Source organism: Dactylosporangium sp. NBC_01737 (assembly GCF_035963215.1).
Lineage (GTDB): Bacteria > Actinomycetota > Actinomycetes > Mycobacteriales > Micromonosporaceae > Dactylosporangium.
This window is the reverse complement of sequence record NZ_CP109153.1, coordinates 5,578,515-5,602,532: the sequence shown is the minus strand read 5'-3', so window position 1 is coordinate 5,602,532 and position 24,018 is coordinate 5,578,515. Positions and strand designations below refer to the sequence as shown.

Below are 24,018 nucleotides of genomic sequence, written 5' to 3'. Positions count from 1 at the left end.
GCGGGCCGGACGCGCCCGCGGTGAGCGTGCGCGCCCCGGCCCGGACGCCGGCCGGGCCCACGGTGGGCGTGCGCGCCCGGCCCGGACGCCGGCCAGGCCCACGGTGGGCGTGCGCGCCCGGCCCGGACGCCGGCCGGAGACCGTCACTGGCCGGGGCGGCCACCCATGCCGCCGCCGGCCGGGGCCTGGCCTGCGGTGACCGTCACCGCGACGGTCGCCGAGCCGAGCGTGCCGCCCTGCGCGGGGCCGCCGGTGCTCGTCCCGCTCGCCGCGCCGCCCGTGTAGACCTTGTACTGGCTGCCGCTCCTGATCGCCGGCGAGGAGTACACGAGGTTCTGGACCGCCTTGGACGTCACGAACGTCGCGACGACCTTGCCCTCGCCGTCGACGACCTGGACGGTGGTGCCGGCGGCGACGGTGCCGGTGAACGTCGCCGACAGCCAGCCCTGCGCCGACCCGGTGTCCGGGGCGACGACCATGCCGGAGCTGCCGGCCGCGGCGAGGACACCGCCGCTGACGGTGAAGCTGCCGTTGACGTCCAGGGCGCCGTTGCCGCGCTGGGTCGGGCCGTTGACGACGACGGTGCCGCCGGTCATGGACGCGGTGCCGTTGGAGTCGAAGCCGTCGCCGCCGGCGTCGATGACCAGGGTTCCGCCGGTGATCGTGGCGGTGAGGTCCCCGACCGTCTCGCCGCCGCCACCACCGCCGCCGAAGCCGCCACCACCGCCGGGCCCGCCCTGGCCGCCGCCTTGCGCGGCGGTGCCGGTGGTGCTGCCGCCGGCGGCGTTGAGGCCGTCGTCGCTGGACACGACGCGCGTGTCGCCGCCGTTGACGGTGATGTGCGCCGACTCCAGGCCCTCATAGGACCTGGTGACGTTCACGGTCCCCTGGTCGATCACCAGGGCGGTCTCGCCGTGCACGCCGTCGCCGCCGGCGGCGAGGGTGAGCGCCGCGCCGTTGAGGTGCACCGCGCCGTCGCTGTGCACCGCGTCGTCGGCGGCGTCGACCGTGGCCGTGCCGCCCTCCAGGACGCTGACGACGCCGGACTTGAGGCCCTTGACCGACGTGTCGCCGGCCTTGGTGGCGCTGCCGCCGCCGGCGGTGACCGTCATCGTGCCGCCGGTGAGGACCAGGTCGGTGGCGGCGTCGGCACCGTCGCCGCCCGCCTTGACGGTGACGGTACCGCCGCTGACGGCGATGAATCCGGCGTCCGCCTTTTCGGCGTTGTCGGCCTTCAAGCCGTCGCCGCCGGCCGTCACGCTGATCGTGCCGCCGGTGACGACAAGGTAGTCCTTGCCGCGGATGCCGTCGTCGGCGGCGTCGACGGTGATCGTGCCGCCGGCGATGACGAGGCCGTCCTTGCCGGTGATCGCGTCGTTGCCGTTGCCGTGCACGGTCAGCCTGCCTGCGCCGGCGACGGTGAGGTCCGCGGCGCTGTACAGGGCGGCGTTGACGTCGGCGTCGGCCGCGTACGTCTTCGTGTCCGACAGGGTGTTGCTGCTGCCGTCGGCGAGGATGACGACGACCTGCTCCGCCGCGGTCGCCGCGATCGCCGCGCCGGTGGAGCTGCTGATGGTCGCGCCGTCCAGGACGAGCTGCACGGTCGCGCCGGCGGCGTCGACGACGATCTGGCCGTCGGTCAGTGTGCCGCTGATCCGGTACGTGCCGGCGGCGGTGATCGTGACCTTCCCGCCGGCGACGGTGACGCCCTTGCCCGCGGTCGCGGACGAGCCGGTGAGGGTGATCGCAACCGCGTCGGACGCGCTCCATGTGGTGTCGGACCCGTGGACGGCCGTGTTCGCGGCGAGGACCACGGCGGCGTCCTGGGTGGCGTCCGCGGTCACCGCCGCGGCGGCCGCGGAGGTGGTCTGGCCGGTGCTCGCGGCGTCACCGGAGCCGGTGCCGCAGCCGGCGAGCGCGGCGGTGGCGAGGATGACGGAGGTGATGGCGGCGACGGCGCGGTTCCGGATACGCATCTCAGGACTCCCTGTTGGGAGGGGCGGACGGGAAGTGCCGGCGCAGCGTCGACCGCCAGCGGTTCGCGGGGAGGTCCGGCCGCAGCGCGGCGAGACCGGTGCCGTACTTCGACACGGAGCAGGGCCGGTGGCCGAGGGACCACAGCAGCCGGTCGGCCTCGCAGGCGCCGCCCGCGGCCGCGCCGATCACCCCGACGGCGGTGCGCGGCTGGTCACCCTGGATCGAGTGGTTGCCGAAGTTCGTGTCGACCTCGACGTCCTCGATGCCGGCCACCACCTGCCCGTCCTGCAGCACCGCCGGCCCGAACGACATCGTGTTCCACACCCCCGCGTCGAGCAGTTCCTGCGCGGTGGTGGCGGTCTCGTCGTACACCTCGACCGTGCCGTCACGGTAGAACGCGAGCCCCCTGCCGGGTGCCCTTGTCGCGGTACACGACGCCGTTGCGGATCACGATCCCGGTGTCCCGGAACCCGTGGTAGTCGCCGTTGATTGCGAACACCGCGTCGTTGTCCGCCGCGATCTGCGACGTGTTCTCCACGATGTTCGTGCCGAACCGGTTGTCCGCGAACGCCGAACGCAGCCGCGTCGCGTCGGTCAGCACCACGTCGGCGACGTAGTAGGTGACGGTGGCGCTGCCGCTCCCGGTGACGTGCCTGGCGATCGTCACGGTCGCGTCGCTCGACGCATACGTGGTGCCGGTGACGGTGGTCTCGCCGCCGCGGCGCTGCGACGCGGTGCCGGAGTGCGCCGCCTCGGACGCGTCGACGTCCGCGATCTGCACGTGATCGACGACGTAATGGTCCAGCGCCCATGCCGTGCCGCCACCGGCCGCCCGCACCAGCGCCGTCACACCGCTGACGACGACCCGCCCCACCCGACTCGCCGGCCACAGTTTGCGCACCCGCCCGAAATGTTCATGTCCCCCTGGGTACGCACCGAACGTGTGCCCACCGTGCCAGCCGCCTGTGAGCCGGCTGTGCTGTCGGGCGTCCGGCCGGTCTGCAACCTCCCGGGACCCGACGCGGATCTGGCGCTGCACCCATGAAGGCGTTGAGTTGTGTCCAGCAGCACAACGGGACACCAGCCGGGGGGCACATCATGATCGGAACCGTCACGGACTTCGTCGCCGAGGCCGTCTTCGCCTCCTCACTGCAGCCGTCACAGCCGGTCACCGCGGCCGAGGCGTGGGCCGCCGTCACCGCCGCCGTCGCCCGCTACGGCGCCCAGGGCTGCGTCGAGCTCCTGGCCACCGAGTACGGCGAGCGCCCCGAGACGGCCGCCCCGCGCATGCGCTTCGCCCGCGAGCTCGCCGACGCCCTGGCCCTCACCCCCGCCGTCGCCGCCTGACCCCCGCCGCCCCATCACCCCCAACCTCCGCCCACAACTGCGCGAGCAGCCACACAACGACTTCGATCCGCGAAGGCCTTGTTCACCCCCGCCCCGCTTGATCGAAGGACGCCCCTGGCCACCGGGACGACCACCGCCGTCCTTCGATCACCGCTGCAAGATCGCCCGCCGGCTGCCCGCCGGCCGCGGCGACACCCGACGACGGCTAACGCCAATCATGGGCGGGTCGGACCCGCGGTCGGCGCTCGCCCCGCGGACGAACGCACGACCACCGGCAAGAACGCTCCAGAGCGCGCCGCCGCACGCTGCCTTGCTGTGATCAACGGCGCGCTGGTCGCTCGCGCAACCGCGGGGCGACTTCGATCTGTGGAGGGTTGTGTCAATCGGTGGGTCCGGCGGGGTGCCGTCTCCGGATCACCGGGAAGTCGTGACCATCGATGACTGGGCCGAGGAGTGCCACGCTCTAAGCGGCGATCTTCCCCCGTCGCTTGATCGAAGGACGCCCGTGGTCGCCGGGGTGGCCACTGCCGTCCTTTGATCACGCCCGCAAGATCGTCCGTCGGCACTGAACCGCGGCCATCGGCAGGAGCCCTGCTGTGCTCGGGCCGCGGGCCGCGACCCAGCCACCCCGCCGCTACGCCGGACCGAGTGGTGCCGGCGCCTCCCGGATTGCTGCGAAGTTCGCGGCCATCGATGACTGGACCGGGGAGGACCACGCTCCAGACAGCGACCTCCCCCCGCCCCGCTTGATCGAAGGACGCCCCTGGCCACTGGGACGACCACCGCTGTCCTTCGATCACGGCCGCAAGATCGTCCGACGACTGCCAGCTGGCCGCGGCGACACTCGACGAGGGCAAGCGCCAATCATGGGCGGGCCGGCCCGCGGCCGGCGGTCGCCCCACGGCCCGAACACGCACCCACCGGCAAGGACGCCCCAGAGCGCGCGCCACTGCACGCGGCCTTGCTGTGATCAACGGCGCGGGCTGGTCGCTCGCGCGGCCACGGGGCGACTTCGATCAAGTGGGCCGTGGTCGAAGGGGGCGGCGGCGGGTTGGGGGGCCTGGGTGCGGTGGGAGCGAAGCGGGGAGTGATGGTTGTCGCTGGGAGCTCAGCGGGAAAGCGTCAGTCCGGGAGAGCGCTCCCTCGCAGCCGGGTCGGGGATGGCGGGGTCAGGGCCTCAGCGCGTTGCAGGGATGCGGCCTGCGGGAAAACGGATTCTTGGAGAGCGCTCTCCCATTTGTCCGGATCCATTGACAGCGATCGAGTGCGGGGTTCAGTGTGAAGTGACAGAGAGCGCTCTCTGGCAAGATCACCGGGCCCGCTGCCACGGGCACGGTGCCGGTCGGACCCCGCCCCCGGCCGTTTCCGCAGAACCGGAGGACCCGTCATGTCCCGAAGTGCCCTCGCGGGCAGAATGCGGCTGCGCACCTTGGTGCTCGGTGCCGCGCTCACCGCGTTGCTCGGCACGTTCCTCACCATCCAGGCCCTGCAGCCCGCCGGCGCCGCCGAGACCCCGCTGTCGCAGGGCCGGCCGGCGACGGCGTCGTCGACCGAGAACGGTGGCACCCCCGCCTCCGCGGCGGTCGACGGCAACCTCGGCACCAGGTGGTCGAGTGCGTTCAGTGACCCGCAGTGGCTCCAGGTCGACCTGGGTGCCACCGCCACGATCAACCGGGTGGTCATCACCTGGGAGGCCGCCTACGCCAGGAACTTCACCATCCAGACGTCCGCCAACGGCACCTCGTGGACGACGATCAACACCACCGTCAACGGCACGGGTGGGGTGCAGACGCTCAACGTGACCGGTTCCGGCCGGTACGTGCGGCTGAACACCACGGTGCGCGCCACGCAGTACGGCGCGTCGCTGTGGGAGTTCCAGGTGTTCGGCACCGGCGGGGTCCAGCCGACCCCGACGGCCAGCGCGTCGTCCGGCGCCGGCTGGATCAAGATGGACCAGGCGAAGTGGGCCGCCCAGCTCGCCCAGTTCAATGCGATGACCATCAACCCGGCACCCGCCAACGCGGTGCGCGTCGCGGAGTTCAACGCCGCGTGTACCTACAGCCACTCGTTCAAGGACGACCCGATCGTCTTCCCCGGTCTGCCCGGCGCTTCGCACATGCACAGCTTCCTGGGCAACCGCAGTACCAACGCCAACACCACCACCGAGTCGCTCATGGCGAACACGGCCTCCAGCTGCGGCCCCGCCCTGGATCACTCGGCCTACTGGATCCCGACCCTGTACGAGCGGGGCGTGGCCATCGAGCCGCGGGGCGTGACCGTGTACTACGGCTCGCGGCTGGCGGACACGACGAAGACGGTGCCGTTCCCGCAGGGCTTCCGGATGATCGCCGGTGACGCCAAGCGGCAGGTGGCGACCCCGTCCGGCGCGCCGGGCCAGTTCTGGTGCGCGGGCCCCGGCGGCGAGATCGGCCGCAGCGCCGACGGCAACTGGCCGATCTGCGCGCAGACCGCCAACCTCACCTTCCAGCTCGTCTTCCAGGACTGCTGGGACGGGGTGCACCTGGACAGCCCCGATCACAAGTCGCACGTGTCGACCAACCTGGTCAACGGGCAGTGCGGCGGGGCGTTCCCGGTCGCCATCCCGAACGTCTCGTTCGTCATCGACTACAACACGCACGGCAGCGCGGACGGCTACACCCTCGCGTCGGGCCTGGCGTCGTCGATGCACGGTGACAACTTCTTCGCCTGGGACAACGCGGCCCTCGGCCACCGGGTGAAGGACTGCATCGTGCAGAAGGCGAAGTGCAACACCGCCGGCACCTTCTGACCCTTCTCAGGTAGGTGGTCCTGGCTGGCGGGCCAGGACCACGACGGCCGGGCCTCCACGGGGGAGGCCCGGCCGCGAGGAAAGGGCAGGCGAAGCGTCAGCCCCGGTGCCACTTCTGGTTGGAGCTGCCGGTGCAGGTCCACTGGATGAGCTTGGCGCCGTCGGCGGTGTTGAAGGACTGGATGTCCAGGCACTTGCCGGACTGGGCGTTCACGATGTCACCGGCGCCGTTGAGCGTGAACTGCTGCGCGCCGGTGCCGTTGCAGGTCCACAGCTGGATCTTCGCGTCGTTGGCGGTGGAGCCGCCGGAGACGTCCATGCACTTGCCCGCGATCTGGAAGGTGCCACCGGTGGCGGTCCAGTTCTGCGCGCCGGTGCCGTTGCAGTTCCACATCTGCAGCTGGACGCCGTCGACGAAGTTCGACGAGGGCACGTCGACGCACTTGCTGTTCATGTTGCTGATGATGCGGTTGCCGGTCGGCTGGGGACCGCCGCCGCCGAACGGGGTCAGCACGATGCCGGCCGCGCGCGGGTCGCCGTCGTGCACGAGGGACTCGAAGGCGCCGACGTCGTCGAAGGGGAAGGCGTACGCCTTGCCGTCGACCATGTTCGCGTGAATGATCTTGGCGTACTGGTTGGTCGGGTTGTTCTTGTAGAAGTCCGCCGCGTTGGTGCTCGGCTGGGTGTCGATGGTGCCGAGCGTGCCGCGGTTGAGCGCGGCGCACAGGGTGCGCGAGATGGGCCCGACGACCAGGTCGTTGGGCGCGGCGAGGCGCCCGGCGCAGCCCCAGACGTCGGCGCTGGTGGGCCGCTGGAACGACGCGACCTGCTGCCCGGCACTGTTGGTGAAGTTCATCGTGGTGCCCGAGACGCGCCCGAAGTACTTCGTGTTGGGCTGGTCGCCGAAGGGCACCACGGTGAGGGTCTTGGACGCGTACGCGCCCCAGGCCGTGTTGATGTAGGAGTCGAGGTACGTGCTGCTGAGTCCGCCCGCCTCGGCCGCCTTGCCCGGGGCGAGGACCCGCAGCACGGTGCCGTCGCCGCGGGTGTAGACCGCGCCGCTCCAGCCGGACTGCGCCCGGATGCCGTTGATGACCGCGTCGCGGCCGCCGGAGACGAGGTCGCCGGTCCGCTTCGTGGCGCCGGTGGCGCCGGTGACGGTGACCGCGTGCGGCACGGCGAACATGTCGACCTGCGAGCTGTTGATCCACAGCCCGGCGTCGTTGTAGGTGAACTCGCTCCAGTCGAACAGGATGTCGCGGTTGGAGTCACCGCCCGCCCACGGCGCGGGCTGGACCAGGCCGTCCGGGGTCAGGAAGAAGTTGAGCCGCTGGCCGAGGGAGAAGTACACCCGGCCCGACAGCCCGCGCGGGATCTGGATGGTCTTCGTGCCGCCGTTGCCGGGGCCGGCGATCGACACGTCCGGCGCCGGGGTGGGCGGCAGGCCGCCGGCCGGCCAGTTGTTGAAGGTGCCGGCGGCGTTGACGTACCCGAGCCGGCCGGTGCTCAGGTTGACGCCGAGCACGTAGAGGTACACGGCGTCGCCGCGTCCGGTGGTGTTGGTGACGGTCAGGGGCAGCAGGCTCGGCCCGATCGCGTGCGCGGCGGTGCCGGCCGCGAGGGCGATCGGCACCGCCAGGACGAGGGTCGCGGCTGCGCGCAGCAGCCTGGTGAAGGTGCGCAAGGTGGCTCCTCAGTGACGCTGGACGGCCCTGGGTGCGTCCGGTGGCGGCCGGACAGGGCTGTCGCCGACGTTGTGTGGTCCGCCGGCGCCCGCTCCCGAATCTGTGAAGACTCTTAAGAGAGAGCGCTCTCACAGCATCGGTGCGGGATCGGGGCCTGTCAATAGCCCGAGGAACAGGCCGGGTGATTGCCAGTTCGCGCCGCGAACGCAACATGGCCGGCCGCCGCTACGGGCGTGCCACGGTTCGTGGCTGCCGGCGTGGGGCGGTCTCCACGACGGACACCCGGTCGCGGCCGCGGACCTTCGCGTCGTACAGGGCCCGGTCGGCGGCGGCCAGCAGCGCCTCCGGCTCCGTCGCACCCGAGCGGGTCGAGGCGAGGCCGATGCTCAGGGTCGGCAGCCCGTCGGGCAGGTCCGAGATCCCGGCCACCGTGGACCGCACCCGCGCGGCGATGCGCTGCGCGCCCTCCACGTCGCCCTCCACGACCACCGCGAACTCGTCGCCGCCGAGCCTGGCGGCGGTGGCCCGCCCGGCGGCGGCGTCCCGCAGCGCTGCCGCGACCTGCACCAGGACGGTGTCACCGGTGGCGTGGCCCCAGGTGTCGTTGATCGTCTTGAAGTGGTCGACGTCGATGATGAGCAGGGAGCGCTCCGCACCCGTGCGCCGGCCGGCCGCCAGCGCGGCGGCGAGGTCCCGGTCGAACGCCCGCCGGTTGGGCAGGCCGGTGAGCGGGTCGCTCATCGCCTGCTGCTCCAGCATCGCGACGAGGGCCTCGGCACGGGCGCGCAGCTTGGTGACCACAATGGTCAGCACGCAGTACGCGGTGATGAGCGCCGCGACGTCGGTGACCGCGACGTTGATCGGCTGCAGCGTGAACGTCGACGCGGCGTCGGTCACACTCGCCAGCGCCAGCAGCAGATACGCCAGGTCGTGCCGCAGAAACGTCGCCGCGTACAGCAACGGCCACAGATAGTAGAGGTGCGCGCTGACACTCACGTCCTCGGTGGCCAGGTTCAGGCCGCCGATGATCACCACCGCCAGGATCGGCACGGCGATCCAGAACGGCTCCGGCACCCGCTCCGGCACCACCCGGCAGCACGCTCCGGCGAACACCATGGCACCGCCGGTGACCACGGTCGCGAGCACCCCCGCGGTGGTGCCGCCGGCGAACCCGGGCACGAGCAGGGCGCAGGTCCCGACGACCGCTCCCCCGACCATCAGGAAGTACGCGACCGCACGCGTCGCGGCCACCCGGTCCCGGGCGAGGATCATCGACCGGCGCAGTGACGCCCGCTCCCCCACCTCGCCCCGATCGGCACACGGGCGCCGCATCTGAGCACAACGCGGTGGCCGGCGGGTGTGCCTCCCCCCTGCGCCGGAATGGGACCACCTACAATTCCCCAGCGGTTCGCTGCACGTTGGTTGCCGACGCAGCGGTCCCGGTGCACGGCCACTGGCATGATCGACGATCGGGGGCGCATTGCCTGCTCGGGGAAACGGCTCACCGGCTGTCCGGCAGTCCGGCGAAGACGTCGTCGATCAGGGGACGCGCCGGGGTGCGGCCGTGCTGCACGAACCACTCGCGCCCCATCAGCATCCGGAACACCGGCCGGGGCAGCTTCAACAGCACCGCCAGGGTGCGCCGGCCGGTGTCGGCCCCGGCCTGGCTGGTGTGCGCGGCCATCGCCGCCCGCTTGTGCCCGGCGAAGCCCCGCACGTCGACGCGGTGGGTGAGCCGCTCCGGCGCGGCGAAGGCCCCCGCGAAGCGCGCCGGGTGGAAGTCCGCCGGCACGCCCGGCAGCCAGTGCACGGCCCGCAGGACCCGCTGCAGCAGCCGCCGGTCGACGGTGGCCTCCAGCACCACCGCGGTCCCGGCCAGCTGCGCGGCTCTGGTCCCGACCCGGTGCACCTGCACGTGGTCGGGGTGGCCGTAGCCGCCGGCCGGGTCGTAGATGGTCAGCACGTCGGCGCGCTCCTGCCGCAGCAGCTCGGCGAGCCGACCCGCAGCCTCCTCGGGGTCGGCGCCGGCGAACGCGCCGGCCGCGCCCGACGGGGCGTCCGCCATCCCGGAGTCCTCGTAACCGAGGCACTCGACCCGGGCGCACCCCAGCGCCTCCGCGGACCGGTGCAGCTCGGCCAGCCGGCGCCGCGCGAGGGGCCCCTCCGCGAGCACCTCGGAGGACGCCAGGCCGGCCCCGCCGGCGGTGGCAACGACCAGGACGACGCGGTGCCCCTCGGCGGCCGCGCGGGCAAGGGTCCCGGCGGTCAGCAACGCCTCGTCGTCCGGATGAGCATGAAACGACACCATCGTGTACGGCACCGGCCAATGCTCCCACCTCACCACGGGCGCCGGCCGCCACCGCTTCGGAGCCCCCGTTCATGAGAATCGCGCACGTCACCGACTTCTATCTGCCCCGCCTCGGCGGCATCGAGATGCACGTGCACGACCTGGCCGTCCGGCAGCAGGCGGCCGGCCACGACGTCGAGATCGTCACCACCACCCCCGGCGGTCCCGCCGACGACGACGGCCTGCTGGTCCACCGGCTCTCCGAGCGCCTGTGGCTGCCCGCCGAGGTGCGGCCCGGCATCCTGCGGGCCGGCCGGTCGCTGCTGCTGGACGGGCGCTACGACGTGCTGCACGTGCACGCCGGGCCGGCCTCGCCGCTCGCCTTCGCCGCCGCCGCGCTCGCCGAGCAGATCCCGACGGTCGTGACGATCCACTCGCTGCTGTCGCACCTGGAGCACGCGTTCCGCGCCCTGGACACCGCCTCCGGCTGGTCGCGCTGGCCGGCGGTGTGGACCGCGGTGAGCGACGTCGCGGCGGCGCCCCTGCAGCGGCTGGTCTGGCCGATGGAGGTGCACGTGCTGCCCAACGGGATCGACGCCGACCGGTGGCGGGTCGACCCACACCCGGCCGACCCGCGCGGCGTGCTGATCGTCGCGGTGATGCGCCTGGCCGCCCGCAAGCGCCCGATGCAGCTGCTGCGGATGCTGCGCCGGGCCCGCGCGGCGCTGCCCGAGGCGGCCGGCATGCGGGTGGTGATCGCCGGTGAGGGCCCCCGCCGCCCCGCGATGGAGCGTTACCTGCGCCGCCACGGGATGACCGGATGGGTGAGTCTGCCGGGTAGGCTGTCCCGACCGCAGATCAGGTCCTTGTTCGCGCAGGGTGACCTGTTCGTCGCTCCGGCGATCCTGGAGTCCTTCGGGATCGCCGCGCTGGAGGCGCGGTGCGCCGGGCTTCCGGTGGTCGCGCGGGCCGAGGGCGGGATCGGCCAGCTCATCACCGATGGCAGGGAGGGTGTCTTGGTCGACAGCGACGCCGCGATGGCCGACGCGATCGCCGCACTCGCCACCGATCCGGCCCGCCGCGGCCGCATCGCCGCGCACAACCTGGCGACGTCGCCGCCGGTGGCATGGCCCGACGTCCTGGCCAGGACCGCAGGGCTGTATGAGCTCGCCGCGGCGCACCGGGCACCGATCGGCGCGCGAGCGTGACCCTGCGCCCCGTCACGGACCGCCCCGTCACGACCACCGCGCCCACGCGCCGCCGCCGCCCCAACATTCTCGGCGAACTGCTGATCGTGGTGCTGCTGGTCAAGGTGTACGACCTGATCCGCTCCTTCGCGGCGGTCCGGGAGGCACCCGCGCACCGGCACGGTGCCGAGGTGCTGTCCATCGAGCGGCTGCTGCACCTGGACTGGGAGCTGGCCGCCAACCGGTGGCTGACCGACCACCCTCCGCTCGCCCTCGCCGCGGTGTACTGGTACCAGTTCGCCCACATCGGCGTGTCCCTCGCCGTGCTGGTCTGGTGCTACATCGCCGGGCCGCAGCTGTACCGGCCGATGCGCAACGCCCTGGTCATCACCAACGTGACCGGGATGACCGTGTTCTACCTGCTGCCGGTGATGCCGCCAAGGCTGATGCCGGGCGGCGGCTACGTCGACTCGATCGCCGAGGCCGGCTTCAGCCTCGACCACGGCGGCCAGGTGCCCGCCGACCAGTACGCGGCGATGCCGTCGCTGCACCTGGCCTGGGCGGTGTGGACGGCGTGCGTCGCGGCGGCGCTGCTGGCGGGCCGGCGCGGGCGGGCGCTGTGCTACCTGTACCCCACGACCACCGGCGTCGTCGTGGTCGTCACCGCGAACCACTGGGTCCTCGACGTGGTCGCCGGGGTCGTCGTCGGGCTCGCCGCGGTGGCCCTGGCCCCGGCCCTGCCGCCGTTGCCGGCCCGGCTCACCGCCTGGCGGCCGCAGTGGTGGCCGGCGCTGCCGTGGTCATGGGGGCTGACGCTGCCGGGGTCGCGGCGGTCAGATGATGCGGCGCCTGAGCAGCACCGCCAGGACGAACGCGCTGGGCAGCAGCGGCACCCACACGGTGATCAGGCGATACCCCACCACCGCACCGAGCGCGACGGCGGAGGTCACGCCGATCGCGGCGAGCCCGGCCAGCATGGCGACGTCCAGCGCGCCGATGCCACCGGGTGACGGCACGAACGCCGACAGCGACGACACGACCAGGTAGACCACGAAGGCGGTGCCGACCGTCACCGCGACGCCGAGACTGCGCAGCACCGCATACAGGATGACCGCGTGCAGCAGCGGCGTGCACAGCGAGCCGAGCCACAGCGCGGCCGCCCGGTACGGATCGCGCAGCACGCCCCACAGGCCGCGCAGTTCCTCCGCCACCCGGCGGCCCGCGGCGGCGACCCGGCCCGCGAGCCGGCGGCGCCACGCGGGCCGCACGGAGGCGACCAGCGCCGCGGCCAGCAGCGCTCCGGCGATCGCGAGCAGCACCCAGCCGGCCGGCCCGGCCGCGCGGGACGCGGTGTCCCGCCACGACCCCGGCACCTGGATGCCGCGCGCCAGCGACGGGCTCACCGCCACCGCGACCACCAGCAGCAGCACGTGCGTCACCATGCCGACGAACGAGTTGAGCCCGACCGAGCCGACCGCGGCCCCGGAGCCCAGGCCGTGCTTGCGCAGGAACCGGATGTTGATCCCCATCCCGCCCGAACCGGCCGGCAGGACGTGGTTGGCGAACGACGCGGCGACCTGCACCGCGAGCAGCTTGCCGACCGGCGGTCGCAGCGACATCGAGCCGATCTGCGTGATCGTCCCGGCGATCCAGATGGACGCGGTGCCGAGCCCGGCGACGACCAGCCAGGCGCTGTTGGCCCGGGCCAGACCCGCGGCACCGGCGCTGACGGTCGACCAGTGCATCACGGCGAGGACCACCACCGTGACCGCGACGGCGACCGCGAGGAGCATCCGGGGCAGCGACGACCCCCAGACCGAGCCTGCTGTGCCGCCGCCTGCTGTGCCGCTGTCGGGCGGCAGGTCGACGGCGACCTCGTTCGTGCTCATTCAGCTCCTACCGCTCGCGGACCGACGCGCCGGAACATCGCATGCGAAAACGAGCGGGTAGCAGGCGGACATCGACACCAATCAGTCCAAATCCTGCAACTCGCTCAATCCGGGCGCCAATTCTACAGGTGGCAGGGTTGGCCCCGGCCAGGGACCAACGTAGACCGTCCGCCCCGAAAAGCCACTGAACACAGGGCTACGGGACGGCTACGCGGACGCGGCGGGCCCGGGCGGGAACACCGCGGCGAACGCCGCGCGGACCGGGGTGCCGCGCAGCCGGTCGTACACCGCGAACACCACCGTGTCGAAGCGGTCGACGTCGGCCAGGGCAGCCGCGAACGCGCCCGCCACGTCGGCGGGGACGTTGCGGAACACCCCGCATCCCCATCCGCCGAGGACAAGCGTGCGGTGCCCGTGCGCGGCGGCGACCGCCAGGACCCGGCGGGCCCGGCGCCGCAGCACGGCCGGCACGTCCGCGGCGTCCTGCGGCTGGCTGCGCAGGATCGCGCCCAGGTTCGGCGCGGCGGCGGTCAGGAAGGTGACCTCGTGCGGGGCATCCGCAAGCTTGCCCTGGTCGTCGCGGAACACCGGCACGGCCGGGGAGTAGATGACCCGGTCGCTGTAGCGCAGGTCGCGCTGCTCGCGGTGGAACGCGTAGAACTCCGGCGCGGCGCGCAGGCACGGGTACAGGGCCGACGCGCGGGCCAGGCTCTCCTCCTGCGCCTCGGCGCCGCCGAGGAAGCCGCCGCCCGGGTTCTTCGCCGAGGCGAACACCAGGCACGCGACGCCACCCGGGGTGCCGGCCAGGCGGCGGGCGGCGGCCAGGGTCGACTCGCCGGTGACCTCCACGGCTGGCACGGCGGACGGCCCGGCCGGCGGCGGCAGCTCGTCGTCCGGCAGGTACAGCCTGGTCCCGGCGACGGCCGCGGTCACCGCCGCGCCGATGCGGACCGGGTCACCGGCCTGGTTGCGGTATTCGCCGTCGGTGGCGATGGCGACGCTCTGGCGGGCGATCTCCCGCAGCCGCCCGCTCACCCTTGACGATCATGTCGTGACACGCCGCCACGGTACCGATTCCCGCCGGTCCCGGCCATCGAGTTCCATCCGGGCCCGGACGGGGTAGGGGACCTGTATGCCTCTGGACGCGCAACCGCCCCGGCGGCGTGGCACCGTCGGGCACCCCTACAGCCCGCTGAACCTGCGACTGGTCCTGGCCACGTTCGGGCTGGTCATGTCCGTCGTCTTCGCGGTCCTGCTGTTCCGGGCGGGACTGGCGCTGCCGGCGTGGCTGTTCGTCGCGCTGGCCGCCGTCGCCGTGGTCGACCTCGTCGTCATCCAGCGCCGACGCCGCGCCCGCGGCGGCCACCACTCGCTGTTCGAATAGTCCCTGATTGACCCATCGACCATCTGGGCATGTATCCGCCATGTCGTGGATCGTGTGGGTACTGGTCGGCGCCGTCTCACTGCGCGCCGCCGTCGGGCTGCTGGTGCTCTGGGACCGCCGCCCCGGCGCCGCGCGCCGCTCCCCCTGATCTTCGCGCGCCCCGCCCACGTTCGGGCGACAGGTGCTATCGACCGCCGGTTATGCCAGGCTGACGGTTGGGTACCACCTCCAGACGCACGCTGACACCCGTGACCCCCGACTTCACGGAGGGATGGCTCGATGTCCACACCCGTGAGGCGATCACACGCCCGGCGTTCCCTGGCCGAGCGCCGGATGGTGGCCGCGGTCCTCGCGGTCGCGCTGCTGGTCCTGCTGGTCCTGCTGCTGTCGTACTGCGCCGCCACCCGCCCCGGCCGCAACGGCGCCGCCCCCGGCACCACGGGCACGGCCTCCCCGACCGCCCCCCGCTCCGGCAACGCCGCTCCCGGCGCGTCCGGCAACGCCGCCCGCACGTCCACCCCCACCGGCACCTCGACCGGCGTCGGCGCCGGAGGCGCAACCGGCGCCGGAGGCGCGTCGACGGGCGGCGCGCCCGGCCGCTCCTCAGGCCCGGCCGGCACCTCGACCGGCACGGCCGGCACCACCCCCACGACGGCGGCTCGGCAGGCGCGGCCGGCGGCAGCTCCGTCGGCGCGGCCGGCGGCGCTGCCATGACCTCCGCCCGCCCGGCAACCCCGAGCGGCGCCCCCGGCACGGGCGGCGGTGGCGGCCTCGGCATGCGCGACCCGCTCCTCGCCGGCACCGGCATCGCCCTGCTCCTGGCCGCCGCGGCCCTGGTCGTGTTCCGCCTACGACCGGCCTCCGGCTGGCGCTGATGCACCCCGGACCCCACCCCGCCGCCCCCGGCAACCCACCGGCCGCCCTGAACCGCACCCCCGGCCCGCCGGACGAACCACCCACCGCCACGACTGAGCCACCCGGCGACGCGAACCCCACGACCAGCACGACCGGTGCGGACCTCACCACCGGCGAACCACCCGGCACCATCGGCGCGCCGCCCGTCACCGCGAACCGCACCCCCGGCCAGCCCGGCGAGCTGCCCGGCGTGGGGCGCACGCCAAGTGCGGGCGGGGCGCGGCGATGGAGTGGCGGGGTCGGGCGGGCGCGGGCGTGGATTGCGGCGATGGAGCCTCGGCGGCGTCGGCGGGCCGTTGACGTCCTCGCGGTCGTCTGTGCGGTTGCGGGGCTCACGCTCGTGGTGATCGGTGCCGCGCCGGCCGAGGAGCCGCAGCGGCGGGACGAGGCGCAGCGGCGGGCCGGGCAGCAGGTCGCCGCCGATCAGGAGCCGCTCGGGCCCCGGGCCCAGCCTCGCCGCGCGGGCGGCCGGGCCGGCGTCCGCCCCTGCGACGGCCACCTCGGCGGCACCGCAGGGCACGGCGTCGCCCACGGCGGCGGCACCGCAGGGCGTGGCTGGTCTCGGGACGGCGGCGGTGGGGATGGGGGCCTCGGTGCCCGTGCACCTGGACATTCCGGCGATCGGGGTCAGCACGGCGCTCATGGAGCTGGGGCTCAACCCCGACGGCACGATCGCGGTGCCGCCGTTGCGGGCCGGTGCGCCCGCCGGGTGGTACCGCAACCTCGCCGCGCCCGGGGAGGTCGGGCCGGCGGTGATCCTCGGGCACGTCGACACGGCCAGGGACGGGCCGGCGGTGTTCTACCAGCTGCGGGACCTGCGCCCCGGTGACGAGGTCAGCGTGCGCAGGGCCGACGGGCGGACCGCCGTGTTCGGTGTCGACCGGGTCGCGGAGTACCCGAAGTCACAGTTCCCGTCCGAGGACGTCTACGGCGCGGTCGACCGGCCGGTGCTGCGGCTCATCACGTGCGGCGGGACGTTCGACCGGTTGCAGCGCTCGTACCGCGGCAACGTCGTCGTCTATGCGACGCTGCGCCGGACCGCGTGAGGATGTGACCGTCGGGCGACCGTGGCGGGTCCCGGTCAGGAAGGCTTGCCGGGCAGGTTGCGCGGGTCGCCCGCGGGCAGTTGCATCGGGGGGCGCTGCGCGGGCAGCTGCGGCCGGCCGTACAGCTCCATCGCCCGCTTGGCGAGGGACTTCGTGGCGCCGGCGTTGGCGAAGCTGCCGAGGATGATCGCCGCGCCCGGGACGAGCTTCGCGAAGATGCGCTTCGCGGCGCGGACGCCGGCCATCTGCGCGAGTTTCATGCCGAGGGCGAGCAGCATCTGGTTCACCGGGCGGCGCTTGTCGGGCAGCAGCGAGTCGATGCCCTGGCGGCCCCGGGCGACCTGCAGCGCGGTGCGGGCGGTCTCGGTGTACTTGTGGACGCCCTGCAGCACGAGCAGCTCGATGGCGCGCTCGGGGTCGGCCGGGTCGCGGCCGTAGATGACCGCGATGAGCAGCACCATCTTCGCCTGGGTCCACGCGAGGACGCCGACGTCGAGGACCGCGCCGGCCAGGCCGACGGCGCCGGAGACCGCGCCGGAGAGCCGGGCGTGGTTGGTGTACCGGTAGACGACCATCCTCGCGAGCGCGTCCGGCGGCGCGCCCGGGTTCTGGGCGCGCAGCTTCTGCAGCTCCAGGATCATCTTGGGGCCGATCCGCGTGACGGCCTCGATCGCGAGGTGCTCGGGCGCGTATTCGGGATCCGCGCGCATCTTCGCCCACAGCCCGGGCGGCGGCCCGTCGTCGACCCCGTCGGGCGACGGCGGCACCTGCGAGGACGCCGCGGGCGGTCCGTCAAGCGGCGCGGCCGGCGGCGGCTGATACGGCGCGGCCGGCGGCGCCTGGAACGGTGCCGCGGGCGGTGCCTGCGGCGGCAGGTCGGCAGTGCCGGGTGCGCGGGGCGGCCCCTGGTCGAGGTTGTCGGGGCTCTGCGGCGGCACGTCGGTCACAGGAGGACTGTAGGAGATCCACGCAACCGCACGACAGTCCGGCGAGCAAGCCGCTCCCGTGGTGTTACCTACCCCTCACCGAGCCGGGCCGCGTGGCGGTGCTGCTGGTCGGTGGCGAACGACAGGAACTCGATCATGTGCCGGAGGGTCGCGTCGTCGTAGCGGGCGAGGTGCGCGTCGCCCTCGGTCACGATCGGGCCGTAGATCTCCGCGACGACGCGCCGGGCCTGCTCGGTGGGGTGCACGGTGACCCGGCGGCGGTCGGCGGAGTCGCGCTCCCGTGCGACATACCCGGCGCGCTCCAGACGGTCGATCGCGGTCGTCACGCCGCCGGTGGTGAGCCCGGCGGCGGTGGCGAGCTCCCCGGGGCTGAGCGGCTCGGGCGCGAAGAGCAGCTCCAGGCACCGCATGTCGGTGCGGTTGAGCCCGAGGCGGTCGGCGACGCGCTGGTCGAGCACGTCGATGGCGCGCTGATAGGCCTGCATGACCTGGCCGAGCTCGGCGAGCAGGTCCGCGCGTGCGGTCGTTCCCACACTTGCCGATCCTACGGGATCCCTCGTAGGCTAAGACACTAGAAAATCTAGTTACTCGACTTTCTAGGAGACCATCGTGCGTGTGATCGTCATCGGCGGCGGTACCGGCGGCATGTGCCTCGCGCACGGCCTGCGCGGGGCGGGGGTCGACGTGGAGGTCTACGAGCGGCACCGGACCCGGACCGGCGGGCTGCACGGCTACCGGGTCGGCATCGACCCCGACGGCAGCCGCGCCCTGAATGCCTGCCTCCCGCCGGACGTGTTCGACCTGTTCACCCGGACCTGCGCGCGGGCGCCGGAGACGTTCGCGTTCCTCGACGAGCGCCTGCGCCGCACGCTCACGGTGCCGCTGCGGCCGCCCGCCGACGACGTCAACGACGAGAAGTCGGTGAGCCGGATGACCCTGCGGCAGGTCCTGTACACCGGCATGCAGGACGTGGTCCGCTTCGGCCGCGTCTTCACCCATTACGAGCAGCACGGCGACGGCACCGTCACCGCCCACTTCGCCGACGGCTCGACCGCGACCGGTGACGTGCTCGTCGGCGCCGACGGCACGAACTCGCGGGTGCGGGCCCAGCGGCTGCCGCACGCCCGGGTCGAGGACTCCGGCGTCGTCGCGATCGGCGGCAAGGTGCCGCTCACCGACGAGACCCGCGCCCTGCTGCCCGAGGGGGTGTTCCCGGGCATCGGCCTGGTCATCGCCCCGCACGGGTTCGCCTGCATCCTGCACGTGCTGGAGTTCCCGTGGGGGCCCGCCGGCGTGTCACCGCTGCCGGACGACCCGACCGGCGACCACATCAACTGGGGGATCTCGGCGCACCGCGACCGCTTCCCCGCCGGCGTCACCGGCTTCGACGGCGCCCGGCTGATCGCGCAGACCCTCGCCATGACGCCGCGGTGGAGCCCCGCGCTGCGGCGGCTGTTCGCGCTGACCGACCCCGCCAGCTGCTTCCCGATCACCGTGCGCACCTCGGTGCCGGTGCCGGCCTGGCCGTCCGACACCGTGACGCTGCTCGGCGACGCGATCCACACCATGACCCCCGGCCAGGGCGTCGGCGCCAACACCGCCCTGCGCGACGCGCACCACCTCGTCCGGGACCTCACCTCCGGCGACGGCCCCGTTTCCGGCCGCATCCAGGTGTACGAGCGTCGGATGCGCGACTACGGCTTCGCCGCCGTGGCCGCCTCCAAGGCCCGCACGGGCGGCGACCAGCTCGTGCACCGGCCGGTCGTCGGCCGGCTCGCGCTCACCGGCCAGCGCACGTTCCTGCGGGTCATCGACCACGTCCCGGCGTTTCGGCGGCGGTTCGAGGCATCGCTGTACACCACCCGCGGCGGCGACCGCGAGGACTGAACGGAATTGCCAGCGGCCCGCTGGAGGCGCCGGTAGGGTGCGGCGCGTGACTGACATCGTGCGGGGCAGCGTGGCGTCCGAGTTCGAGGGCGTCCGCGAGGCGTTCGAGGAGCTGTTCGCCTCGGGCGCGGAGACGGGCGCGGCGGTCGCCGCGTACGCCGGCGGGACCCTGGTGGTGGACCTGTGGGGCGGCTGGGCCGACGCCGCGCGGACCCGCCCGTGGCAGGCGGACACCCTGTCGACGGTGTTCTCCGCGGGCAAACCCGTCGCGGCCATGGCGGTGCTGCGCCGCGTCGCCGACGGGCGGATCGACCTGGACGCACCGATCGCCGCCTACTGGAAGGCGTTCCCACACCCCGCCGCGACGGTCCGGCACGCGCTCGCGCACCAGGCCGGCCTGCCCGCCGCCGCCGTCACCGACGTCGCGGAGATCCTGGACGGCACCCGGTTCGCGGCGGCGATCGCGGCGACGCCCCTCGAGTGGGAGCCGGGCACCGCGGTCGGCGAGCACGCCCTCACGTACGGCACCATCCTCGGCGAGATCCTGCGCGGCGCCACCGGCGAGACGGTCGGCGACGTCGTGCGCACCCTCGGCCTCGACGTCCACTTCGGACTGTCCCCCGTGGACATCGACCGCTGCGCCGAGGTGGAGCACGCCACCCCCGACTGGCCCGAGCGGCAGCTGCACGGCCACGGCGACCTGTGGGCCCGCGCCCTCGGCCCGGCGGCGCTGCTCGCCACCGACGTCGTCAACGGCCCGCTGTGGCGCGGCGGCGAGCTGCCCGCGGTCAACTGCCACGCGACCGCCCGCGGCCTCGCCGCCTTCTACGCCACCCTGGCCGACCTGCTCCCCCAGCCGCTGCTCGCCGAGGCGATCGGCCCGCAGGCGGTCGGCTTCGACCTGCTGCTGCAGGAGGACGCGACCTGGACGCTCGGCTGGCGCCGCGACGAGGCCTGGTTCGGCATGGGCGGCATCGGCGGCTCCTCCGCGGGCAGCGACGATTCGTTCGGCTACAGCCTCGCCTACGTCACCCGCCGCCTCGGCGACCACGACCGCAGCAACGCCATGTACGACGCGGTCGAGGCCGCCCTGCGCTAAGGCGTGTTTGGTAAGTGGATGCCGGGCTGCGGCGGACCCAGACGCCGCCTGGGCCTCGCCTCGCACCGACCCCACTTACCAAACACGCCTTAGCCCAGCTTCCCCACGGCGCCGTAGACGGAGACGTCCGCGGGGGTGAGGGCGGGATCGAGGTCGCCGTCGGGGCGCCAGGCGTGTGCCGCGACGACGCCCGGGTCGACCAGGGTCAGGCCGTCGAACAGGGCGGTGAACTCCGCGCGGTCGCGGGGCCAGATGTCCGTCTGCCCGGCGGCCAGCATCCGGTCGTACACCTGTGCGATCTGCGGCGGCAGGAAGTCCTTCGTCGCGTTGCTCGCGACCAGGTAGCTGCCGGCGGGCAGGGCGTCCAGGAGCTCCCGCACGATCGGGCGGCCGGCGCCCCCGCCGTGGATGAAGTGCAGCACGGCGACGAGCATGAGACCGATCGGCCGGGTGAAGTCGAGCGTGGCGCGCAGGTCCGGGTGGGCGAGGATGCGGCCCGGGTCGCGCAGGTCGGCCTCGAGGTAGGCGGTGGCGCCCTCGGGGGCGCTGGTCAGCAGCGCCCGCGCATGGACCATGACCATGGGATCGTTGTCGACATACACGACCCGTGCCGCCGGGGCGATCGCCTGGGCGACCTCGTGCGTGTTGCCGGCCGTGGGCAGGCCGGTGCCGATGTCCAGGAACTGGCGGATGCCGGCCTCGCCGGCCAGGAACCTGACGGCGCGGCCCAGGAAGCGCCGGTTCTCCCTGGCGGCAATCGGCGCGCTGGGCCAGGCGGCGGCGATCGCGTCGCCGGAGGCGCGGTCGGCGGCGAAGTGGTCCTTGCCGCCGAGCCAGTAGTTGTATCGCCGGGCCGGGTGGGCGACGCTGGTGTCGATTCGATCCGTGGACACGCGGCAAACTGTATACGGGCGCTCAACCTGTCTGGCCCGCGCGGATCGCGGCGGCCATCTTCGCCGGGTCGTGGCCGGGACGCACGCCGTCGAAGAGGATCGCGGAGCCGCTGATGTGGTCGGTGCGCAGCGGCAGGATCTCCTGGTAGGCGGGCGAGTCGTACCAGGCGCGGACCGCGTCGGCGTCGGGGAACTGCAGCAGCACGATCGTGCCGGGCCACTCACCCTCGCGGACCTCCACGTCCGGGCCGTGGGCGAGGAACGTGCCGCCGAACGGGTCGAGGGTCGCCTGGATGCGCTCCAGGTAGACCAGGACGTCCTCGTGCATGTTCGGGTCGTGCAGGTGGGCGAGTGCGTATGCCGTCATGCCACCGATCCTCACCGTTGCGGGGAGGCGTGTCGATGACCTGTGAGGTCATGCGAACGCGTCGAGGAGCATCCCGGCGGTGCGGGTGGCGACGCCGTCGATGCCGCCGCCGCGCATGACGGCGCGCACCGATGCGCCGTCGAACACGATCAGCAGCTGCGTGCCGAGCTGCTGCGGATCGCGGGCGCCGAGCAGGGCGGCCTGGCGCTGGAAGTACACCTCGAGCTGTTGCTTGAACTCCAGTGCGACGCGGCTGGCCTGGTGCGTCGCGTCGTGCAGCTCGATGGTGGTGTTGGCGAACGGGCAGCCGTGGAATCCGGGCGCGGCGGCCTGCTCCTCCAGGACACCGAACACGTGCAGGATCCGCTCGCGCGGGGTGAGCCCGGCGTCCTCGGGCGCGAAGTAGTGCGCGACGGTGGCCGGCCCGTGCACCCGCAGGGCCTCCGCGACCAGGTCGTCCTTGGTCGCGAACAGCTGATACATCGACCGCTTCGACACGCCCGCGGTCTGGCACAGGCGCTCGACGCCGACCGCGCCGACGCCCTCGGCATAGAACAGGTCGGCGGCGGTGCGCAAGAGGCGCTCACGTGTCGGGGAGGTCACACCCCAATGATAAACCGATCGGTTTATGGTTGCCGGGCAGCCGGAAACCGATCGGTTTCCGCTCGGCCGAACAGGGAGCAACGAAATGGACCTCAAGAACGCGGTGGTACTGGTGACCGGTGGCAACCGTGGCATCGGCAAGGCCCTCGCGGCCGAGGCCGTGGCCCGGGGCGCCCGGAAGGTCTACGCGGCCGCCCGCGACCCGCGCACCGTGACCGCACCCGACGTGCAGGCCGTCGCCCTCGACGTCACCGACCCTTCGTCGGTCCGCCGGGCCGCGGAGCAGACCGGCGACGTCACCGTCCTGATCAACAACGCCGGCATCTACGTCGGCGCCAGCCTCGTCACCGGCGACCTCGACGATGTGCGGCGCGAGTTCGAGACCAACTTCTACGGCCCGATCAACGTGACCCGCGCGTTCCTGCCGCAGCTCCTCGCCAACGGCGGCGGCCGCATCGTCAACGTGCACTCGGCGCTGTCGTGGGTCGCGTTCGGGCACTCGTACAGCGCCACCAAGGCCGCCCTGTGGTCCGCCAGCGACGCGCTGCGCCTGGAGCTCGCACCGCAGGGCGTCGGCGTCACGGGCCTGCACGTCGGCTACGTCGACACCGACATGGCCGCGTCCGTCGACGCCCCGAAGATCAGCCCCGTGGCGGTGGCCGCGCAGGTCTTCGACGCGATCGAGCAGGACCGCGACGAGGTCCTCGCCGACGACACGTCCCGCGGCGCCAAGGCGTCCCTGACGGCCGACCCGGCGGATCGGTACGCCGCAATGGCAGGATAGGACGTATGGGTGCCTACCGGTCGACCGGCGAGTTCCAGCGGGACCAGAACTACATCACCACCCGCATCACCGCCGACGGCCGCGACGGCTATCCGGTCGAGCCCGGCCGCTACCGACTGGTGGTGAGCCGGGCCTGCCCCTGGGCCAGCCGCGCCGTCATCGTGCGGGAGCTGCTCGGCCTGCAGGACGTCCTGTCGATGGGCGTCTGCGGCCCGACGCACGACGCGCGCAGCTGGACGTTCGACCTGGACCCCGGCGGCCGCGACCCGGTGCTGGGCATCGAACGCATCCAGGACGCCTACTTCGCCCGCTTCCCCGGCTACGAGCGCGGCATCACCGTGCCCTGCGTCGTGGACACCACCACCGGCCAGGTCGTCACCAACGACTACGCCCAGATCACCCTCGATCTGTCCACCGAGTGGACGCAGTTCCACAAGCCCGATGCTCCGGATCTGTACCCCACGGCCCTGCGCGCCGAGATCGACGAGGTCAACGACCTGGTCTTCCGCGACGTCAACAACGGCGTGTACCGCGCCGGGTTCGCCGGCTCGCAGGACGCCTACGCCGCCGCCTACCAGCGGCTGTTCGCCCGCCTCGACTGGCTCTCCGAACGCCTCTCGACCCGGCGCTACCTCGTCGGCGACCAGATCACCGAGGCCGACATCCGGCTGTTCACCACGCTGGTCAGGTTCGACGCGGTCTACCACGGCCACTTCAAGTGCAACCGCAACAAGCTCACCGAGCTGCCCGTCCTGTGGGCCTATGCCCGTGACCTGTTCCAGACCCCGGGCTTCGGCGACACGGTGAACTTCGAGCACATCAAGCGCCACTACTACGAGGTCCACCGCGACATCAACCCGTCGGGCATCGTCCCGCTCGGCCCCGACCTGTCCGGCTGGGACCTCCCCCACGGGCGTGCCTAGGATCCTGACC

23 protein-coding genes and 2 pseudogenes are annotated in these 24,018 nt (G+C 73.3%); 12 read left to right on the top strand and 13 right to left on the bottom strand.

Translation table 11 applies throughout. From position 1 onward, the window contains the following. Positions 1-143: 143 nt before the first annotated feature. Genes OHA72_RS25285 through OHA72_RS25275 form a run of 3 tightly spaced genes read right to left on the bottom strand, consistent with a single transcriptional unit; the run spans position 144 to position 2,878 of the window. Positions 144-1,976: a carbohydrate-binding domain-containing protein gene (locus tag OHA72_RS25285; RefSeq protein WP_327010270.1), complete on the bottom strand. Its 1,833-nt coding sequence runs from the start codon at positions 1,974-1,976 to the stop codon at positions 144-146. Between the two features lies 1 nt (position 1,977). Further along, on the bottom strand, positions 1,978-2,349 hold the full coding sequence (locus OHA72_RS25280; protein ID WP_327010269.1) for a hypothetical protein: 372 nt from the start codon (positions 2,347-2,349) through the stop codon (positions 1,978-1,980). 13 nt (positions 2,350-2,362) lie between these two features. Continuing rightward, positions 2,363-2,878, bottom strand: coding sequence for a hypothetical protein (locus OHA72_RS25275; protein ID WP_327010268.1), 516 nt, complete (start codon positions 2,876-2,878; stop codon positions 2,363-2,365). 197 nt (positions 2,879-3,075) lie between these two features. Between OHA72_RS25275 and OHA72_RS25270 the strand changes: the two genes are divergently transcribed. After that, entirely contained in the window at positions 3,076-3,324 is a 249-nt protein-coding gene (locus OHA72_RS25270; RefSeq protein WP_327010267.1) for a hypothetical protein, read from the top strand. A 1,387-nt stretch (positions 3,325-4,711) separates the two neighbouring features. Further along, positions 4,712-6,112 (top strand): DUF1996 domain-containing protein, encoded by a 1,401-nt coding sequence (locus tag OHA72_RS25265; protein ID WP_327010266.1) that lies wholly within the window; start codon positions 4,712-4,714, stop codon positions 6,110-6,112. Positions 6,113-6,209: 97 nt separating this feature from the next. Here the strand turns inward: OHA72_RS25265 and OHA72_RS25260 are convergent, their stop codons facing one another. The 3 genes from OHA72_RS25260 to OHA72_RS25250 all read right to left on the bottom strand — a co-directional run bounded on the left by OHA72_RS25260 (position 6,210) and on the right by OHA72_RS25250 (position 10,117). Further along, positions 6,210-7,796 carry a beta-1,3-glucanase family protein gene (locus OHA72_RS25260; protein WP_327010265.1) on the bottom strand — a complete coding sequence of 529 codons (1,587 nt, stop codon included), beginning with the start codon at positions 7,794-7,796 and terminating at the stop codon, positions 6,210-6,212. Positions 7,797-8,022: 226 nt separating this feature from the next. Then, entirely contained in the window at positions 8,023-9,129 is a 1,107-nt protein-coding gene (locus OHA72_RS25255) for a GGDEF domain-containing protein (protein WP_327010264.1), read from the bottom strand. A 169-nt stretch (positions 9,130-9,298) separates the two neighbouring features. Continuing rightward, complete coding sequence (locus OHA72_RS25250) at positions 9,299-10,117, bottom strand: PIG-L deacetylase family protein (protein ID WP_327010263.1); 819 nt, start codon at positions 10,115-10,117, stop codon at positions 9,299-9,301. A 59-nt stretch (positions 10,118-10,176) separates the two neighbouring features. On the opposite strand from OHA72_RS25250, the gene OHA72_RS25245 reads away from it, so the two are divergent. Together OHA72_RS25245 and OHA72_RS25240 are read left to right on the top strand one after the other, a co-directional pair. After that, on the top strand, positions 10,177-11,292 hold the full coding sequence (locus OHA72_RS25245; RefSeq protein WP_327010262.1) for a glycosyltransferase family 4 protein: 1,116 nt from the start codon (positions 10,177-10,179) through the stop codon (positions 11,290-11,292). Continuing rightward, positions 11,289-11,945: pseudogene (locus tag OHA72_RS25240) on the top strand (phosphatase PAP2 family protein); the annotation flags it as partial. The gene OHA72_RS25245 and the pseudogene OHA72_RS25240, both read left to right, overlap by 4 nt. A gap of 159 nt (positions 11,946-12,104) precedes the next feature. Here OHA72_RS25240 and OHA72_RS25235 read toward each other — a convergent pair. Next, a complete protein-coding gene (locus tag OHA72_RS25235; protein WP_327010261.1) occupies positions 12,105-13,160 on the bottom strand; it encodes a lysylphosphatidylglycerol synthase transmembrane domain-containing protein in 1,056 nt (351 codons plus the stop codon). 207 nt (positions 13,161-13,367) lie between these two features. Beyond that, the gene (locus OHA72_RS25230; protein WP_327010260.1) at positions 13,368-14,195 is read right to left on the bottom strand and encodes a TIGR02452 family protein; all 828 of its coding nucleotides are present in this window, start codon (positions 14,193-14,195) and stop codon (positions 13,368-13,370) included. 97 nt (positions 14,196-14,292) lie between these two features. On the opposite strand from OHA72_RS25230, the gene OHA72_RS25225 reads away from it, so the two are divergent. The 4 genes from OHA72_RS25225 (at position 14,293) to OHA72_RS25210 (ending at position 16,505) form a co-directional block, all read left to right on the top strand. Continuing rightward, entirely contained in the window at positions 14,293-14,544 is a 252-nt protein-coding gene (locus OHA72_RS25225) for a DUF6343 family protein (RefSeq protein ID WP_327010259.1), read from the top strand. A gap of 279 nt (positions 14,545-14,823) precedes the next feature. After that, on the top strand, positions 14,824-15,258 hold the full coding sequence (locus tag OHA72_RS25220; protein ID WP_327010258.1) for a hypothetical protein: 435 nt from the start codon (positions 14,824-14,826) through the stop codon (positions 15,256-15,258). Next, positions 15,255-15,419: a hypothetical protein gene (locus OHA72_RS25215; RefSeq protein WP_327010257.1), complete on the top strand. Its 165-nt coding sequence runs from the start codon at positions 15,255-15,257 to the stop codon at positions 15,417-15,419. Before OHA72_RS25220 ends, OHA72_RS25215 begins: the two co-directional genes overlap by 4 nt. A gap of 633 nt (positions 15,420-16,052) precedes the next feature. After that, positions 16,053-16,505 (top strand): class F sortase, encoded by a 453-nt coding sequence (locus OHA72_RS25210; RefSeq protein WP_327010256.1) that lies wholly within the window; start codon positions 16,053-16,055, stop codon positions 16,503-16,505. 35 nt (positions 16,506-16,540) lie between these two features. Here OHA72_RS25210 and OHA72_RS25205 read toward each other — a convergent pair whose 3' ends face one another. Both OHA72_RS25205 and OHA72_RS25200 read right to left on the bottom strand, forming a co-directional pair. After that, entirely contained in the window at positions 16,541-17,452 is a 912-nt protein-coding gene (locus OHA72_RS25205) for an EcsC family protein (RefSeq protein ID WP_327010255.1), read from the bottom strand. Between the two features lie 68 nt (positions 17,453-17,520). Then, positions 17,521-17,985: a MarR family winged helix-turn-helix transcriptional regulator gene (locus OHA72_RS25200; RefSeq protein ID WP_327010254.1), complete on the bottom strand. Its 465-nt coding sequence runs from the start codon at positions 17,983-17,985 to the stop codon at positions 17,521-17,523. 112 nt (positions 17,986-18,097) lie between these two features. On the opposite strand from OHA72_RS25200, the gene OHA72_RS25195 reads away from it, so the two are divergent. Further along, positions 18,098-19,339 (top strand): FAD-dependent oxidoreductase, encoded by a 1,242-nt coding sequence (locus tag OHA72_RS25195; RefSeq protein ID WP_442788743.1) that lies wholly within the window; start codon positions 18,098-18,100, stop codon positions 19,337-19,339. A gap of 46 nt (positions 19,340-19,385) precedes the next feature. After that, the gene (locus OHA72_RS25190) at positions 19,386-20,438 is read left to right on the top strand and encodes a serine hydrolase domain-containing protein (protein ID WP_327010252.1); all 1,053 of its coding nucleotides are present in this window, start codon (positions 19,386-19,388) and stop codon (positions 20,436-20,438) included. Between the two features lie 89 nt (positions 20,439-20,527). Here OHA72_RS25190 and OHA72_RS25185 read toward each other — a convergent pair whose 3' ends face one another. From OHA72_RS25185 to OHA72_RS25175, 3 genes are read right to left on the bottom strand one after another with little or no spacing between them, the layout of a single operon-like run. Continuing rightward, positions 20,528-21,331: an SAM-dependent methyltransferase gene (locus tag OHA72_RS25185; RefSeq protein WP_327010251.1), complete on the bottom strand. Its 804-nt coding sequence runs from the start codon at positions 21,329-21,331 to the stop codon at positions 20,528-20,530. Between the two features lie 22 nt (positions 21,332-21,353). Beyond that, complete coding sequence (locus OHA72_RS25180; RefSeq protein ID WP_327010250.1) at positions 21,354-21,698, bottom strand: DUF1330 domain-containing protein; 345 nt, start codon at positions 21,696-21,698, stop codon at positions 21,354-21,356. A 48-nt stretch (positions 21,699-21,746) separates the two neighbouring features. Continuing rightward, positions 21,747-22,301 carry a TetR/AcrR family transcriptional regulator gene (locus OHA72_RS25175; protein ID WP_327010249.1) on the bottom strand — a complete coding sequence of 185 codons (555 nt, stop codon included), beginning with the start codon at positions 22,299-22,301 and terminating at the stop codon, positions 21,747-21,749. An 85-nt stretch (positions 22,302-22,386) separates the two neighbouring features. On the opposite strand from OHA72_RS25175, the gene OHA72_RS25170 reads away from it, so the two are divergent. Together OHA72_RS25170 and OHA72_RS25165 are read left to right on the top strand one after the other, a co-directional pair. Next, entirely contained in the window at positions 22,387-23,085 is a 699-nt protein-coding gene (locus OHA72_RS25170; protein WP_327010248.1) for an SDR family oxidoreductase, read from the top strand. A 5-nt stretch (positions 23,086-23,090) separates the two neighbouring features. Beyond that, positions 23,091-24,002 (top strand): annotated as a pseudogene (locus tag OHA72_RS25165) (glutathione S-transferase family protein); the annotation flags it as partial. Positions 24,003-24,018: the final 16 nt, after the last annotated feature.

What these genes read in the sequence shown, in the direction of transcription:
- OHA72_RS25285 (WP_327010270.1), bottom strand. Translation starts at nt 1,976, where the DNA reads ATGCGTATCCGGAACCGCGCCGTCGCCGCCATCACCTCCGTCATCCTC.
- OHA72_RS25270 (WP_327010267.1), top strand. Translation starts at nt 3,076, where the DNA reads ATGATCGGAACCGTCACGGACTTCGTCGCCGAGGCCGTCTTCGCCTCC.
- OHA72_RS25265 (WP_327010266.1), top strand. Translation starts at nt 4,712, where the DNA reads ATGTCCCGAAGTGCCCTCGCGGGCAGAATGCGGCTGCGCACCTTGGTG.
- OHA72_RS25255 (WP_327010264.1), bottom strand. Translation starts at nt 9,129, where the DNA reads ATGCGGCGCCCGTGTGCCGATCGGGGCGAGGTGGGGGAGCGGGCGTCA.
- OHA72_RS25245 (WP_327010262.1), top strand. Translation starts at nt 10,177, where the DNA reads ATGAGAATCGCGCACGTCACCGACTTCTATCTGCCCCGCCTCGGCGGC.
- OHA72_RS25235 (WP_327010261.1), bottom strand. Translation starts at nt 13,160, where the DNA reads ATGAGCACGAACGAGGTCGCCGTCGACCTGCCGCCCGACAGCGGCACA.
- OHA72_RS25225 (WP_327010259.1), top strand. Translation starts at nt 14,293, where the DNA reads ATGCCTCTGGACGCGCAACCGCCCCGGCGGCGTGGCACCGTCGGGCAC.
- OHA72_RS25220 (WP_327010258.1), top strand. Translation starts at nt 14,824, where the DNA reads ATGTCCACACCCGTGAGGCGATCACACGCCCGGCGTTCCCTGGCCGAG.
- OHA72_RS25215 (WP_327010257.1), top strand. Translation starts at nt 15,255, where the DNA reads ATGACCTCCGCCCGCCCGGCAACCCCGAGCGGCGCCCCCGGCACGGGC.
- OHA72_RS25195 (WP_442788743.1), top strand. Translation starts at nt 18,098, where the DNA reads ATGTGCCTCGCGCACGGCCTGCGCGGGGCGGGGGTCGACGTGGAGGTC.
- OHA72_RS25180 (WP_327010250.1), bottom strand. Translation starts at nt 21,698, where the DNA reads ATGACGGCATACGCACTCGCCCACCTGCACGACCCGAACATGCACGAG.
- OHA72_RS25170 (WP_327010248.1), top strand. Translation starts at nt 22,387, where the DNA reads ATGGACCTCAAGAACGCGGTGGTACTGGTGACCGGTGGCAACCGTGGC.